We start from the raw sequence: 14,498 nt of genomic DNA, 5'->3' as shown, positions 1-14,498 counted from the left end.
AGATGGCGTAACCAGAAGCAAAAAACCGCGCCGGGGACAACGGGCGCGGTTTCTGTACTGCGGGGGCCTCAGGCGGCTGCCTGGAAACCCGGCTGGCTGGCGAAGCGACCCAGGTGATGGTCCACATCGCCAAACGTGGTGTTGATCAGCGTCAGGCGCTTGAACATGTGCGCGGCCGGCAGTTCGTCCGTCACGCCCATGCCACCGTGGATCTGCACCGCTTCCTGGCCAACCGTGCGAGCGGCCTGCCCCACGCGCGCCTTGGCGGCGGACACGTAGCGGCGGCGCGCCTCGGGATTCGACTCCTCGAAGCGGGCCGCAGCCAGCAGCGTGATCGAACGGGCCTGCTCGGCATGGATGAACATCTCGACCATGCGGTGCTGGAGCGCCTGGAAGCGGGCGATCGGCATGCCGAACTGCTGGCGCGTCTTGGCGTATTCGAGCGTGGCGGCGTTCAGCGTGTCGATCACGCCCACGGCTTCGGCGCAGAGCAGCACCGCGCCGTAGTCGGCGGTAGATTCGAGCACGTCCCAGCCCTGCCCTTCGGCACCCAGCAGCGTGGCCGGGGCGTCCTGGAAGGCCACGTCGGCAGCGCGCAGGTTGTCGATGGTGCGGTAGTCGGTCACGGTCACGCCGGCGCCCTTCGTATCGACCAGGAACAGCGAGATGCCGTTCGTGTCGGCATCGGCGCCGCTGGTGCGGGCGGACACCACGAGCTTGTCGGCCTGCGCACCGTGGATCACCACCACCTTGCGGCCGTTGAGCTTGCCGCCCTTGGCCGTCACGCGCACATCATTCAGCGTGTAGCGCGACTGCGGCTCGTTGAACGCCGTGGCCAGCTTGACCTCGCCACCGGCTACCTGCTCAAGCAGGGCGTCCTGGCCGCCAGCCAGCTTCAGCGCATGCGCAGCCACCACGGTGGCGAAGTACGGCTCCACCACCAGGCCGCGGCCCAGTTCCTGCTGCACCACCATCATGTCGACGGCCGTGCCCGAGAAGCCGCCCTGCGCTTCCGGCACCGGCAGCGCGGTCAGGCCCAGTTCGACCAGCGCGCCCCAGGTGCCCTCGCCGTAACCAGCCTCGGCCTTGATGTTTTTCTTGCGCGACTCGAAGTCGTAGCTCTTGTCGATGAAGCGGCGGACGGCGTCGGCCAGTTGCTTCTGTTCGTCGCTGAGATTGAAGTTCATGTTGCGTGTCTCCTCACAGCCCCAGAATCATCTGGCTGATGATGTTCTTCTGAATTTCGTTGGACCCGCCGTAGATGGAGGTCTTGCGATAGTTGAAGTAGTACGCGGCCAGCGGCGCGGCGTCGTCGAAACCGGTCACCGCGTGCGGCTGCTCGCACTCGAGGTAGGCCGTATCGAACGGCTGTGCGTACGGGCCGACGGCTTCCACCATCAGTTCGGTCAGCATCTGCTGGATCTCGGTGCCCTTGATCTTGAGCATCGATGCCTCAGGGCCGGGACCCTTCCCTGCCGCCTCGCTGGACACCACGCGCAGCACGGTCAACTCCAGCGCCATCAGTTCGATTTCGAGCGCAGCTACCTTGGCGCCGAACACCGGATCTTCCAGCAGCGGCTTGCCATTCTTTTGCTGCTGGCGCGCCACCCGCTTCAGGAAGCCCAGTTCGCGCTTGGAGTTGCCCACGCGGGCAATGCCGGTGCGCTCATGGCCGAGCAGGTACTTGGCGTAGGTCCAGCCGCGGTTTTCCTCGCCCACGCGGTTCTCGACAGGTACCTTTACGTTGTCGAAGAAGACCTCGTTCACCTCATGCTCTTCGTCGAGCATGATGATCGGGCGCACGGTGATGCCGGGCGTCTTCATGTCGATCAGCAGGAAGGAGATGCCCTCCTGCTTCTTGGCTTCGGGATCCGTGCGGACCAGGCAGAAGATCATGTCGGCGTGCTGGCCGAGCGTGGTCCAGGTCTTCTGGCCGTTGACGATGTAGTGCTTGCCGTCCGAGGTCAGTTCGGCGCGCGTCTTCAGCGATGCGAGGTCCGAACCTGAACCTGGCTCGGAGTAGCCTTGGCACCACCAGTCGGTGCAATCGAGAATACGCGGCAGATAGTAGGACTTCTGCTCGGCATTGCCGTACTTGATGATCACGGGCGCGACCATCGCCACGCCGAACGGCAGCACGCCGGGCGCGCCGACGCGGGCATTTTCCTCGTCCCAGATATGGCGCTGCGTAGCATTCCAGCCCGTGCCGCCGAACTCTACCGGCCAGTGCGGGGCCGACCAGCCCTTGCCGGCCAGCAGCTTGTGCCACGTCTTGAAATCATCGCGATTGGGGCGGCGATGATTGAGAACCTTCTCGCTGATTTGCGCCGGCAGGTTGGCTTCGAGCCAGCTACGCACTTCCTGTCGGAAGTCGTTGTCGGCCGCCGAGTAGTTGAGATCCATGCCCGTCTCCAGTGGTGCCGGCTCCCTAGTTGAGCGCGCGGCGAGTTGTTATCCCTGCGCATCACTGCGCGGGAAAACCGGGCACAGGATGCTTGTTCAGTGGGCCGTCTGCTTCAATGCGTCCGGCACGATGAGCGGAAAGGTCTCGATGCCCTCCTCGGCCAGCGCCTGCACATCCTCCGCCGAAGCCGAACCGCGAATGCCGCGTTCCGGTGCTTCGTCGTAGTGCATGCGCCGCGCCTCCTCGGCAAAGCGGTCGCCCACGTCCTCGGTCTGTGCCAGCACCTGCCGTACCGCCGACAGGTAGCGCGCCTGCACTGCCTGCAACGCTTGCTGGACTTCGGCATTCACCGCGCCCGGCGCATTGGCCGGCTTGGGTGTCTCCTGCCTGGCGATGGCGCCCGAGAGATTCAGGCGCGGCGCGCTCGGCAAACGACTGACCGCGTGGTCGCCACAGACCGGGCATTGGACGAGGTCGCGCGAGAACTGCGATTGCGCATCTTCCTCCGAGGCGAACCAGCCCTCGAAACGATGGTCTTGCGCACAGCGCAGGTCGAGCACCTTCATGATCTTTCCAGCCCGTCGGGCAAATATTAGCCGTGAATCGAAATTTTGTGAACGGTCGTGCTAATTTTTTCTCTGACCGTTTCGCCTAGCAGGATGCGTTGGAAACACAAACGGCCAAGGCGGGCCCGCCAGACCAGGAAAACCAAGGGAAAACCCCGGGATGTCCGGCTCGCAGCCGCCGCAAGCTTAACAGTAATGTGCAGATTCAGCCGACGCGGCTGACGGGGAACGGCGGCTCGGATTGTTCGCCCGGCTGCCAAGTTCCTGAGAGGATCTTTTCGAGCCAGAACGCGCCGATGATGGTCTTGACGTCGGTGATCCGGCCCTGCCGGACCCAGTCGATGACCTGGCCCGCCGGCGTGATGAAGGTCTCGAGAAATTCGCCGTCATCGAGCTTGGATTCGCCGGACGTCAGGTCGCGCGCCAGGAACAGGTCGATGAATTCGGTAGAGTAGGAAATGACCGGGTGAATCCGCGTCAGATAGTCCCAGCGCTGGGCGGTATAGCCGGTCTCCTCCAGCAACTCGCGCTGGCCGCAGCGCAGCGCGCCCTCGTCCGGGTCCAGCTTGCCGGCCGGAAACTCGAGCATGACCTCGCCCACCGGGTAGCGGAACTGGCGTTCCATCAGCACGGTGCCGTCGTCGAACAGCGGGATCATCATGACCGCGCCCGGATGCAGCACGTACTCGCGGCCGGCTTGCTTGCCGTCCGGCAGCCTGACGATGTCTTGCTTGAGGGTGAGGAATTTACCGCGATGGAGGGTGGCGGACGCCACGCAGGTTTCGCTGAGATGCTCGTCGGCACCGCTTGCGGGCGCCGGGGGGGCCTTGTGGGTCTTGTCCGTCATGAACGCTCCGGTGAGGAAAGCACGGCCGGGGCGCGGGCAAGCCTTCAGGCCGTGCGATGTTTGACCAGGTATTGCCAAGTGAAGCCGGGGAAGGCGAACACCAGCATCATGCAAGCCGTAATGGCGTAGAACTGCCAGCCCTGCGGGAAGGCGTTGCCGAGGCCAGCCTCCACCGCGAAACCGGCGGCACCTGCCACCGCGTACCACACGATCAGTTCCGCCACCCGCACCCACAGCGGCTTGCGGGCATCCTTCCAGCGGAGGCCCACCGCCGCGAACAGGCGCTGGTTGACGAACGGCAGGTTGGCACACACCAGTGCCAACAAGATGACAAACCAGCCGCCCGCCGAGGAACTCATGATCCGGTGCCTATTCTATGGGTGACGATCAGGACGCCAGCGTGGCGCGGATCGCCTGGTAGCACAGGTTCATCAGCGCCGCCGGGAACAGGCCCAGCAGGATGATGGCCAGGCCATTCAGGCTCAGCACCGAGCGCAGGCCAATCGACGCTTCCAGCGGCTCTTCACCCACCGGCGCATCGAAGTACATCAGCTTGATCACGCGCAGGTAGTAGAACGCGCCGATCAACGAGAACAGCACCGCGACGATCGCCAGCCAGCTCATGCCAGCCGAAACCACCGCTTCCAGCACGGCCAGCTTGGCGTAGAAGCCAACGGTCGGCGGGATGCCGCTCATCGAGAACATCATCACCAGCATCAGCAGCGCGAACCACGGGTGGCGGCGCGACATGCCCTTCAGGTCATCAAGCGTCTCGGCTTCGAAGCCCTTGCGGGTGCGGATCAGGATCAGGCCGAACGTGCCGAGCGTGGTCAGCATGTACGTCACCGAGTAGAACATCGATGCGCTATACGCATCGGCGGCACCATCCGTCTTGTTCGCCACCACGCCGGACAGCAGGCCCAGCAGGATGAAGCCCATGTGCGAGATGGTCGAGTACGCCAGCATCCGCTTCAGGTTGGTCTGGACAATGGCGGTCAGGTTACCGATCGCCAGCGACAGCACCGACAGCACGACCAGCATCATCTGCCAGTCATTGGCCAGCGGCAGCAGGCCTTCCACCAGCACGCGCATGAACAGCGCGAAGGCGGCGACCTTCGGGCCGGCCGCGATCAGCAGCGTCACGGCAGTCGGCGAACCCTGGTAGATGTCCGGAATCCACATATGGAACGGCGCGGCGCCGAGCTTGAACGACAGGCCGGCGACGATGAACACCACGCCGAAGGCCAGCATCGTCGTATTGATACGGCCCGATTCCACGGCACGGAACACTTCGCCCAGATTCAGCGAACCGGTGGCGCCGTACATCATCGACACGCCGTAGAGCAGGAAGCCCGAAGCCAGCGCGCCCAGCACGAAGTACTTCATTGCCGATTCCGACGTCACGCGCGACTCGCGGCGCAGGGCCACCAGCGCATAGGACGACAGCGACAGCAGTTCCAGGCCCAGGTACAGGGTCAGGAAGTTGTTGCCGGTGATCATGACGATCTGCCCGCCCAGCGTGAACAGCGCGAGCATGTAGAACTCGCCCGCGAACATGTCACGCTCGCCGAGGTAGCTGCGCGTATAGACCAGCGTCAGGAACATGCCGGCCGAGCAGAACGCCGACAGCACATTGGCCATCGGGTCGATCACGACGAGGTTGGCGAAGGCGTAGTGCGTTTCGCCGGCGGCGGCGTCCATGCCGAACCAGACGGTAAGCACCAGAGTGGTCAGCAGCGACAGCGGGTACGCCACGCTCTTGCTGCCCTTGCCACGGGCAAGGTCGATCCAGTTGATCGCCGCGACGGCAATCGCCAGGAAGATGATTGGCGCCACCGGAGCCAGGCTAGAAGACGGTTGCATGTTGATTTCTCTCCCCCGCTGTTACAGCTTGGACTGCGCCACGTGGGACAGCAGGTTCGCGACCGACGCGTGCATCACATCGGTAAAGGGTTTCGGGTACAGGCCCATGTACAGCGTCATGATGGCCAGCAGGCCCAGCATGAAAAACTCGCGCTTGTTCAGGTCGATCAGCTCGCGCACGTGCTGGTGCACGATGTCGCCAAAGATCACGCGCTTGACCATCCACAGCGAGTACGCCGCGCCGAGGATCAGGGCCGTGGCAGCCAGCAGGCCGATCCAGAAGTTGTACTTCACGGCGCCCAGGATGACCATGAACTCGCCCACGAAGCCCGAGGTGGCCGGCAGGCCGCAGTTGGCCATGGCGAAGAACACCGACAGCGCTGCGAACTTCGGCATCGTGTTCACCACACCGCCGTAGTCGGCGATCTGGCGCGAGTGCACGCGATCATAGAGCACGCCGATGCACAGGAACATGGCGCCCGAGATAAAGCCGTGCGAGATCATCTGGATGATGCCGCCTTCCACGCCGATGTCGTTGAAGATGAAGAAGCCCAGCGTCACGAAACCCATGTGGGCGATCGACGAGTAGGCCACCAGCTTCTTCATGTCGGCCTGGACCAGCGCCACGAGGCCGATGTAGATCACCGCGATCAGCGAGATCGTGATGATGAACGGGGCGAGCGTGTGGCTGGCATCCGGGGCGATCGGCAGCGAGAACCGCAGGAAGCCGTAAGCACCCAGCTTCAGCATGATCGCGGCCAGCACCACGGAACCGCCGGTCGGCGCTTCCACGTGGGCGTCCGGCAGCCAGGTGTGGACCGGCCACATCGGCACCTTGACCGCGAAGGCCATGAAGAACGCCAGGAACAGCGCGATCTGCTCGTTCATCGACAGCTTGGCCTGGTGCCACGACAGGATGTCGAAGGTACCGGTCTTGCTGTAGAGATACAGCAGCGCAACCAGCGTCAGCAGCGAGCCGAGCAGCGTGTAGAGGAAGAACTTGAAGGCCGCGTAGACGCGGTTCGGGCCGCCCCAGACACCAATGATGATGTACATCGGGATCAGCGTGGCCTCGAAGAACACGTAGAACAGCATGCCGTCGAGCGCGCAGAACACGCCGACCATCAGCCCGGACAGGATCAGGAACGCGGCCATGTACTCGGCCACGCGCTCGGTAATCACTTCCCAGGCCGAGATCACGACGATCACGGTGATGAACGAGGTCAGCACGACGAACCACATCGAGATCCCGTCCACCCCGAGGTGGTAGTTGATCTTGAAGCGGTCGATCCAGTTCACGTTCTCGACGAACTGCATGGCCGCCGAGGCGGTCTCGAAGTGAAACACGAGCGGCAGCGTAACGACGAAGCTGGCCAGCGCGCCGAACAGCGACATCCAGCGCACGTAGCACTTGCTGCGATCAGAGCCCGAGGCGAGGACCAGCAAGCCGAAGAAGATAGGCAGCCAGATTGCGAAAGACAGAACCATTTCTTTGTTTTCCTTACTTGGTGCCTATCACTTGGTGCCTATCACGCCAGTGATCGTCAGCGTCAGGAGCACCAGCATGCCGAGGATCATCGCGAATGCGTAATGGTAGATGTAGCCGGACTGCAGGTAGCGGCTGGCGGCAGCGAAAGACGCCACCACACGGGCCGAACCGTTGACGAACAGGCCATCGATCAGGCCCTGGTCGCCGCCCTTCCACAGGCCGGTACCCAGCAGGCGCGCACCACGTGCGAACACCGCCTGGTTGAACGCGTCCATGTAGTACTTGTTGTCGAGCAGCTTGTAGAGGCCCGAGAAGCGTTGCTGGATCGCGGCCGGAATGTCCGGGCGCTTCATGTAGAAGAACCACGACAGCACCACGCCAGCGATGGCCAGCCACAGCACCGGGGTCGTCAGCGAGTGGATCGCCATCGGCACCCAGCCGTGGAACGCTTCGCGCAGCTCTTCCATCGCATGGTGGTTCTCGCCCACGAAGATCACGTCCTTGAACGCGACGCCGTGCTTGAAGAACTCGCCGAACAGCATCGGCTCGATGGCGATGGCGCCGATGATGACCGACGGAATGGCCAGCAGCACCAGCGGCAGCGTCACCACCCACGGCGACTCGTGCGGCTTCTCGCCCGGTGCCAGACCATGGTGATGGTCGTCACCGTGCGATTCTTCTTCTTCCTCGTGATGATCGTGGTGATCGTGCGCGTGGGCCTTGCCGAAGCGCTCTTCACCGTGGAACACCAGGAAGTACATGCGGAACGAGTAGAAGGCGGTCACGAACACACCGGCCAGCACCGCGAAGTACGCAAAGCCCGAACCGGCGATATGCGACTCGGCGACGGCCTCGATGATCGAGTCCTTCGAATAGAAGCCCGCGAAGAACGGCGTGCCGATCAGGGCCAGCGAGCCCACCAGCGACGTGATCCAGGTGATCGGCATGTACTTGCGCAGGCCGCCCATGTTGCGGATGTCCTGGTCGTGGTGCATGCCGATGATGACCGAGCCGGCGCCAAGGAACAGCAGTGCCTTGAAGAACGCGTGCGTCATCAGGTGGAACACCGCCACCGAGTAGGCGGAAGCGCCCAGCGCCACGGTCATGTAGCCCAGCTGCGACAGCGTGGAGTACGCCACCACGCGCTTGATGTCGTTCTGGATGATGCCCAGGAAGCCCATGAACAGCGCGGTGATCGCGCCGATCACCAGCACGAAGGACAGCGCGGTATCCGACAGTTCGAACAGCGGCGACATGCGCGCCACCATGAAGATGCCGGCGGTCACCATGGTTGCCGCGTGAATCAGTGCCGAGATCGGGGTCGGGCCTTCCATCGAGTCAGGCAGCCACACGTGCAGCGGGAACTGCGCCGACTTGCCCATCGCGCCGATGAACAGGCAGATGCAGGCCACGGTCAGCATCATCCAGTCGGTGCCCGGGAAGGTCACGGCGGCCAGTGCCTCGCGCTTGGCGAACACGGCGCTGTAATCCATGCTGCCGCTGTAGGCCAGCAGCAGACCGATGCCGAGGATGAAACCGAAGTCGCCCACGCGGTTGACCAGGAACGCCTTCATATTGGCGAAGATGGCCGTCGGGCGCGTGTACCAGAAGCCGATCAGCAGGTACGAGACGAGGCCCACCGCTTCCCAGCCGAAGAACAGCTGCAGGAAGTTGTTGCTCATCACCAGCATCAGCATCGAGAAGGTGAACAGCGAGATGTAGGCGAAGAATCGGTTGTAGCCGTCGTCGCCCTGCATGTAGCCGACGGTGTAGATGTGCACCATCAGCGACACAAAGGTCACGACGACCATCATCATCGCGGTCAGCGAATCCACCAGGAAGCCGACTTCCATCTTCAGGCTGCCGATGGCCATCCACTCGTAGACAGTGCCGTTGTAGCCGGCGCCGTCCAACACGTCGCGCAGCACCAGCAGCGAGAGGATGAAGGCGATGGCCACACCGAGGATCGTGGCGGTATGGGCCACGATGCGGCCGCCGCGCGTGTCCGAGGAGAACGTGCCGAAGAACTTGGTGCCGAACAGGCCGGCTATCGCGGCGCCGGCGAGCGGCGCCAGCGGAATCGCCAGCAGCAGGTTGGGGTTGAGCGTGGTTGCCATAGGACGCTTATTGGTGTGCGGTCGGGGAGCAGTCTTGGGTCATGGAGGTCATGGATCAGCCCTTGAGCGTATCCATGTCATCCACGTTGATCGTGTCCAGGTTACGGAACAGCACGACCAGGATTGCCAGACCGATTGCCGACTCGGCAGCGGCCACCGTAAGGATGAAGAAAACGAAAACCTGTCCGGCCAGGTCGCCCATATAGTGCGAGAAGGCGACGAAGTTCATATTGACCGCAAGCAGCATCAACTCGAGCGCCATCAGCAGCACGATTACGTTCTTGCGGTTCAGGAAGATGCCAACGATGCTGATTGCGAACAGGATCGCACCGAGCACGAGGAAGTGGGCGAGAGAGAGCACAGCGTTATTCTCCGGGCTTAGTTCTTATTGGCGGCTGCGTTCGCATCCGCTCCGGCCCGGCCCTCGGCCGGCATGTTCACCAGGCGCACGCGGTCGTCGCGGCGGGTACGCAGCTGGTTCGACACATCCTGTGCCTTGACGTCCTTGCGGCGGCGCAGCGTCAGCGCCACGGCGGCGACGATGGCCACGAGCAGGATGATGCCGGCCACTTCGAACGCGAAGATGTAGTCGGTGTAGATCAGCTTGCCGAGCGCGCCGGTGTTCGAGTAGTTCGGGTCCTGCGAGCCGGGCGGCAGCGCGGCGGCCGTGGTGCCGATGAAGTTGCGCACCAGCACGATCGCCATTTCGGCGATGATCAGCGCGCCCACCACCGAGGCCAGCGGCACGTAGGTCCAGAAGTCGCGGCGCAGGTGCTCGATATCGATATCGATCATCATCACCACGAACAGGAACAGCACCATCACGGCGCCCACGTAGACGAGCACGAGCAGGATGGCGAGGAACTCCGCCTTCAGGATCATCCAGATCGCCGCGGCGGTGAAGAACGCCAGGACGAGGAACAGTGCGGAATGCACCGGGTTCTTTGCCGTGATGACTTTCAGTGCAGAGAGCACCAGCACCAGCGCAAAGACGTAGAAGATGGCGGTCGTGAGTTCCATGGTCCCTATCGGATCCTCTTTGGGCCGCGCGGCACGAACCACCCCCGGGGTGGCCCGCGCCGTGCGCGGCATCCTTCTGGTGGCCCCTGTTCAGGGCCGATTCAAATTCAAATTCACTTCAGGTCCGGGTGCCGCTTCCGGCGCCCGCCCTGTTCAGCGAGGCTGACCTGCTTAGCGGTACTTGGCGTCCGCAGCCTTGCTCGCGGCAATCTGCGGCTCGTAGCGGTCGCCCACGGCCAGCAGCATGTCCTTCGTGAAGTACAGGTCGCCGCGCTTCTCGCCGTGATACTCGAGAATGTGCGTCTCGACGATCGCGTCGACCGGGCAGGCTTCCTCGCAGAAGCCGCAGAAAATGCACTTGGTCAGGTCGATGTCGTAACGCGTGGTGCGGCGCGTGCCGTCCGTACGCTGGTCCGACTCGATCGAGATGGCCACGGCCGGGCACACCGCTTCGCACAGCTTGCAGGCGATGCAACGCTCTTCCCCGTTCGGGTAGCGACGCAGCGCGTGCAGACCGCGGAAACGCGGCGACATCGGCGTTTTCTCTTCCGGGAACTGGACGGTGATCTTGCGCGCGAAGAGATAGCGGCCGGTCAGCGCCATGCCCTTGAAGAGTTCCTTCAGGAGCAGGCTGTTGAAGAAGTCCTTGATGGCGAGCAGCATGACGATTGCTTCCTAATTATTTCCGCGCGGCGCGCCCTGCCACTTGCAGCAGCGCGCCGTCGCCGGGCACATCAGTGCCAGATGTTCCACGGCGACTTGATCCAGATCGCCACGATGATCAGCCAGCCTACGGTCAGCGGAATGAAGATCTTCCAACCCAGGCGCATGATCTGGTCATAGCGGTAGCGCGGGAACGATGCACGGATCCAGATGAATACCGACAGCAGCAGGAAAACCTTGATCAGCAGCCAGAAGAAGCCCGGAATCCAGTTGGTCAGCGCGCTCGAGAACGGGGGCGCCCAGCCGCCAAGGAACATCAGCGCGGTCATCGTCGAGATGACGATCATGTTGATGTATTCGGCCAGGAAGAACAGCGCGAAGCCCATGCCCGAGTATTCGATCATGTGGCCGGCGACGATTTCCGATTCGCCTTCCACCACGTCGAACGGGTGACGGTTTGTTTCCGCCACGCCCGAGATGAAGTAGACGCCGAACATCGGCAGCAGCGGCAACCAGTTCCACGAGAGCACGTTGATGCCCATGTTGGCGAAGTAGCCGGTGTTCTGGCTGTTCACGATGGCCGACAGGTTCAGGCTGCCCGACACCATCAGCACCGTCACGAGCGCGAAGCCCATGGCGATTTCATACGACACCATCTGCGCAGCGGCGCGCATCCCGCCGATGAACGCATACTTCGAGTTCGAGGCCCAACCGGCCAGGATCACGCCATAGACGCCCACCGAGCTGATCGCCATCACATAGAGCAGGCCGGCGTTCACGTCGGCCATCACCACCTCGGCCTGGAACGGGATCACCGCCCAGATCGCCACGGCCGGCATCAGCACCATCAGCGGGGCCACCAGGTACATGCCCCGGCTGACCTGCGACGGCATCATGACTTCCTTGAGCAGCAGCTTCAGCACGTCGGCAATCGGCTGCAGCAGGCCGAGCGGGCCCACGCGGTTCGGACCGATCCGCACGTGCATCCAGCCAATCAGCTTGCGCTCCCAGAGAATCAGGTAGGCCACGCACAGCAGCAGCGGGACCACGATGACCACCGCGCGGATGAGAATCCACAGCGGCGTCCACGCGCCACCGAACACGGCCTGGCCTTGCGAGGTAATCCAATCGATCATGTTGCGTTCTCGCTCTTCTTATGCGGTGGCCGCCGGCGTTGCCGTGGCCTGCTGGCCCGGCAGCTCGATGGCTTTCTCGACGGTGACGTTACCGTACAGCGCACCCAGCGTCGCGGCGGCCACGGTAGCGGCCGGCACGCGCACGGTGTTGGCCGGCAGCGTGATTTCCAGTGCGGCCGGCAGCACCACGCTACCCTCGCCCTGCGTCACGCGCACCGGGTCGCCCACCTGCACGCCCAGCTTGTCGAACAGGTCCGACGACAGCGCCACCTGCATTGCACGGCGCGCAGCCGCGGTCAGCTGCAGCGAGTCGGCACGGCGCACGATCGGGTCGGCGTGGTAGATCGGTACATCGGCAATGCGCTCGATACCGTTGGCGGCAGCTGCCGTCACGCGGATCGGGGCATCGGTGGTGTTATTCAGTTGCGGCGCCACCGGCTTGGCCAGCACTTCCTCGCGCACGGCTTCCGCCGTGTCGAAGTCGAAGCCCGGCACGTCCAGCAGGTTGCCCAGCACGCGCAGCACCTTCCAGCCCGGACGCGATTCGCCCAGTGCGCGCACCACGCCGTTGAAGCTCTGCGGCGTGCCTTCGGCATTGACGAAGGTACCGGCGGTTTCCGTGAACGGCGTCACCGGCAGGATCACGTCGGCGTACTGCATGGCCGCTTCCGAGCGGAACGGCGACAGCACCACGACCGTACCGGCCTGGTTTAGCGCAGCCAGCGCCTTGCGGGCGTCGGCGGTGTCGAACTCGGGCTCGGCGTTCAGTACGATATAGGCCTTGCGCGGCGTGTCGAGCATCGCCTGTGCATTGGCACCGCCTTGCTGCGGCAGCGCGCCGGCGATGTAGCCGCCGACGGTGTTGGCCGCTTCGGTCAGGAAGCCCAGCGTCGCGCCCGTTTCCGTGGCGATCCACTGTGCCAGCGCGTGCAGCGCCGAGAATTGCGGGTGGCGCACGGCCTCGTTGCCGAGGAACACCGCGCGGCGTTCGCCGGACAGCAGCGCTTCGGCCAGCTTGGCCGCGGCGTCGCCGCCATCGAAACCATCGGTACCGGCGGGAGCCGCCACGCCCTTGGCAGACGCCACGGCACGGGCCACACCGGCCAGGGCGGCGGTCCAGGCGGACGGGGCCACGTCGATGCGCGTTGCCGGCATCAGCAGGTCTTCACCGCCAGCGCCCAGCACCGTCAAGCGAGCGCCCTTCTTGCCAGCCTGACGCAGACGCGAGGCCAGCAGCGGGTGATCCTTGCGCAACGACGAACCAATCACGAGCACGCGTTGCAGCGTGGTCACGTCGGCCACCGGCATGCCGAGCCACGGCGTGCCCTTCAGGGCTGCCGAGAAATCGGTCTGGCGCAGGCGGAAGTCGATGTTGTCGCTGCCGAGGCCGCGCACCAGCTTGCCGAGCAGGTACAGCTCTTCGAGCGTGCTGTGCGGGCTGGCCAGCGCGGCGATCTGGTCGGCGCCATGGTCGCGCTTGATGCTCGCGAGGCCGTTAGCCACGTATTCCAGCGCGGTCTGCCAGTCGGTTTCCATCCATTCGCCACCCTGCTTCAGCAGCGGACGCACCAGGCGGTCCGGGCTGTTCAGGCCTTCATAGGCGAAGCGGTCCTTGTCCGACAGCCAGCACTCGTTGATCTCTTCGTTTTCCAGCGGCAGCACGCGCATGACGCGCTGGTTCTTGGTCTGGATCACGAGGTTCGCGCCCAGGCCATCGTGCGGCGACACCGACTTGCGGCGCGCCAGTTCCCACGTACGGGCCGAGTAGCGGAACGGCTTGCTCGTCAGCGCGCCAACCGGGCACAGGTCGATCATGTTGCCGGACAGTTCCGAATCCACGGTCTGGCCGACGAAGGTCGTGATTTCCGAGTGCTCGCCACGGTTCAGCATGCCCAGTTCCATCACGCCGGCCACTTCCTGGCCGAAGCGCACGCAACGGGTGCAGTGGATGCAGCGGGTCATCTCCTCCATGGAGATCAGCGGGCCCACATTCTTGTGGAACACCACGCGCTTCTCTTCCTTGTAGCGCGACTCCGACGCACCGTAGCCCACCGCCAGATCCTGGAGCTGGCATTCGCCGCCCTGATCGCAGATCGGGCAGTCGAGCGGGTGGTTGATCAGCAGGAATTCCATCACGGACTTCTGGGCCTTGACGGCCTTTTCAGAGTTCGTGAAGACCTTCATGCCGGGCGTCACCGGCGTGGCGCAGGCGGGCAGCGCCTTGGGCGCCTTCTCCACTTCCACCAGGCACATGCGGCAGTTCGCCGCGATGGAGAGTTTGCGGTGGTAGCAGAAATGCGGGATGTAAGTGCCCAGCTTGCGGGCGGCTTCCATCACGAGGCTGCCTTCCGCAACCTCTACCTTCTTGCCGTCGATCTCGAGTTCAACCATGT

Annotated in this window: 13 protein-coding genes; all 13 read right to left on the bottom strand. The window is 63.8% G+C overall.

Going from position 1 to position 14,498, the window contains the following annotated elements; genetic code table 11:
* Positions 1-68: 68 nt before the first annotated feature.
* On the bottom strand, positions 69-1,187 hold the full coding sequence (locus AC1DFU_RS10565) for an acyl-CoA dehydrogenase family protein (protein ID WP_092292419.1): 1,119 nt from the start codon (positions 1,185-1,187) through the stop codon (positions 69-71).
* A 13-nt stretch (positions 1,188-1,200) separates the two neighbouring features.
* Positions 1,201-2,403, bottom strand: coding sequence for an acyl-CoA dehydrogenase family protein (locus AC1DFU_RS10560; protein ID WP_092292417.1), 1,203 nt, complete (start codon positions 2,401-2,403; stop codon positions 1,201-1,203).
* A gap of 96 nt (positions 2,404-2,499) precedes the next feature.
* Positions 2,500-2,970, bottom strand: a complete 471-nt coding sequence (locus AC1DFU_RS10555; protein WP_441591986.1) for a DUF1178 family protein — start codon at positions 2,968-2,970, stop codon at positions 2,500-2,502.
* A 205-nt stretch (positions 2,971-3,175) separates the two neighbouring features.
* Entirely contained in the window at positions 3,176-3,817 is a 642-nt protein-coding gene (locus AC1DFU_RS10550; RefSeq protein WP_441591984.1) for an NUDIX domain-containing protein, read from the bottom strand.
* A 44-nt stretch (positions 3,818-3,861) separates the two neighbouring features.
* Positions 3,862-4,176, bottom strand: a complete 315-nt coding sequence (locus AC1DFU_RS10545; RefSeq protein ID WP_092292411.1) for a DUF2818 family protein — start codon at positions 4,174-4,176, stop codon at positions 3,862-3,864.
* A gap of 28 nt (positions 4,177-4,204) precedes the next feature.
* Complete coding sequence (gene nuoN, locus AC1DFU_RS10540) at positions 4,205-5,680, bottom strand: NADH-quinone oxidoreductase subunit NuoN (protein WP_092292409.1); 1,476 nt, start codon at positions 5,678-5,680, stop codon at positions 4,205-4,207.
* 21 nt (positions 5,681-5,701) lie between these two features.
* The gene (locus tag AC1DFU_RS10535; protein WP_441591982.1) at positions 5,702-7,168 is read right to left on the bottom strand and encodes an NADH-quinone oxidoreductase subunit M; all 1,467 of its coding nucleotides are present in this window, start codon (positions 7,166-7,168) and stop codon (positions 5,702-5,704) included.
* Positions 7,169-7,195: 27 nt separating this feature from the next.
* Entirely contained in the window at positions 7,196-9,286 is a 2,091-nt protein-coding gene (gene nuoL, locus AC1DFU_RS10530) for an NADH-quinone oxidoreductase subunit L (protein WP_092292405.1), read from the bottom strand.
* A 55-nt stretch (positions 9,287-9,341) separates the two neighbouring features.
* Positions 9,342-9,647, bottom strand: coding sequence for an NADH-quinone oxidoreductase subunit NuoK (nuoK, locus tag AC1DFU_RS10525; protein WP_029050842.1), 306 nt, complete (start codon positions 9,645-9,647; stop codon positions 9,342-9,344).
* Between the two features lie 17 nt (positions 9,648-9,664).
* Complete coding sequence (locus AC1DFU_RS10520; protein WP_092292403.1) at positions 9,665-10,306, bottom strand: NADH-quinone oxidoreductase subunit J; 642 nt, start codon at positions 10,304-10,306, stop codon at positions 9,665-9,667.
* Positions 10,307-10,477: 171 nt separating this feature from the next.
* Positions 10,478-10,966, bottom strand: a complete 489-nt coding sequence (nuoI, locus tag AC1DFU_RS10515) for an NADH-quinone oxidoreductase subunit NuoI (protein WP_177219886.1) — start codon at positions 10,964-10,966, stop codon at positions 10,478-10,480.
* 74 nt (positions 10,967-11,040) lie between these two features.
* Entirely contained in the window at positions 11,041-12,105 is a 1,065-nt protein-coding gene (nuoH, locus tag AC1DFU_RS10510) for an NADH-quinone oxidoreductase subunit NuoH (RefSeq protein ID WP_092292399.1), read from the bottom strand.
* Between the two features lie 18 nt (positions 12,106-12,123).
* Positions 12,124-14,496 carry an NADH-quinone oxidoreductase subunit NuoG gene (gene nuoG, locus AC1DFU_RS10505; RefSeq protein WP_441591979.1) on the bottom strand — a complete coding sequence of 791 codons (2,373 nt, stop codon included), beginning with the start codon at positions 14,494-14,496 and terminating at the stop codon, positions 12,124-12,126.
* Positions 14,497-14,498: the final 2 nt, after the last annotated feature.

This window comes from Cupriavidus sp. 10L45 (assembly GCF_056395225.1).
This window is presented reverse-complemented; position numbering and strand designations above follow the sequence as displayed.

Bases quoted from the DNA above. Each gene is read 5' to 3' on its own strand.
- AC1DFU_RS10550 (WP_441591984.1), bottom strand. From the start codon at position 3,817: ATGACGGACAAGACCCACAAGGCCCCCCCGGCGCCCGCAAGCGGTGCC.
- nuoL (WP_092292405.1), bottom strand. From the start codon at position 9,286: ATGGCAACCACGCTCAACCCCAACCTGCTGCTGGCGATTCCGCTGGCG.
- nuoH (WP_092292399.1), bottom strand. From the start codon at position 12,105: ATGATCGATTGGATTACCTCGCAAGGCCAGGCCGTGTTCGGTGGCGCG.
- nuoN (WP_092292409.1), bottom strand. From the start codon at position 5,680: ATGCAACCGTCTTCTAGCCTGGCTCCGGTGGCGCCAATCATCTTCCTG.
- nuoG (WP_441591979.1), bottom strand. From the start codon at position 14,496: ATGGTTGAACTCGAGATCGACGGCAAGAAGGTAGAGGTTGCGGAAGGC.
- AC1DFU_RS10520 (WP_092292403.1), bottom strand. From the start codon at position 10,306: ATGGAACTCACGACCGCCATCTTCTACGTCTTTGCGCTGGTGCTGGTG.
- AC1DFU_RS10555 (WP_441591986.1), bottom strand. From the start codon at position 2,970: ATGAAGGTGCTCGACCTGCGCTGTGCGCAAGACCATCGTTTCGAGGGC.
- AC1DFU_RS10565 (WP_092292419.1), bottom strand. From the start codon at position 1,187: ATGAACTTCAATCTCAGCGACGAACAGAAGCAACTGGCCGACGCCGTC.
- AC1DFU_RS10560 (WP_092292417.1), bottom strand. From the start codon at position 2,403: ATGGATCTCAACTACTCGGCGGCCGACAACGACTTCCGACAGGAAGTG.
- AC1DFU_RS10545 (WP_092292411.1), bottom strand. From the start codon at position 4,176: ATGAGTTCCTCGGCGGGCGGCTGGTTTGTCATCTTGTTGGCACTGGTG.
- AC1DFU_RS10535 (WP_441591982.1), bottom strand. From the start codon at position 7,168: ATGGTTCTGTCTTTCGCAATCTGGCTGCCTATCTTCTTCGGCTTGCTG.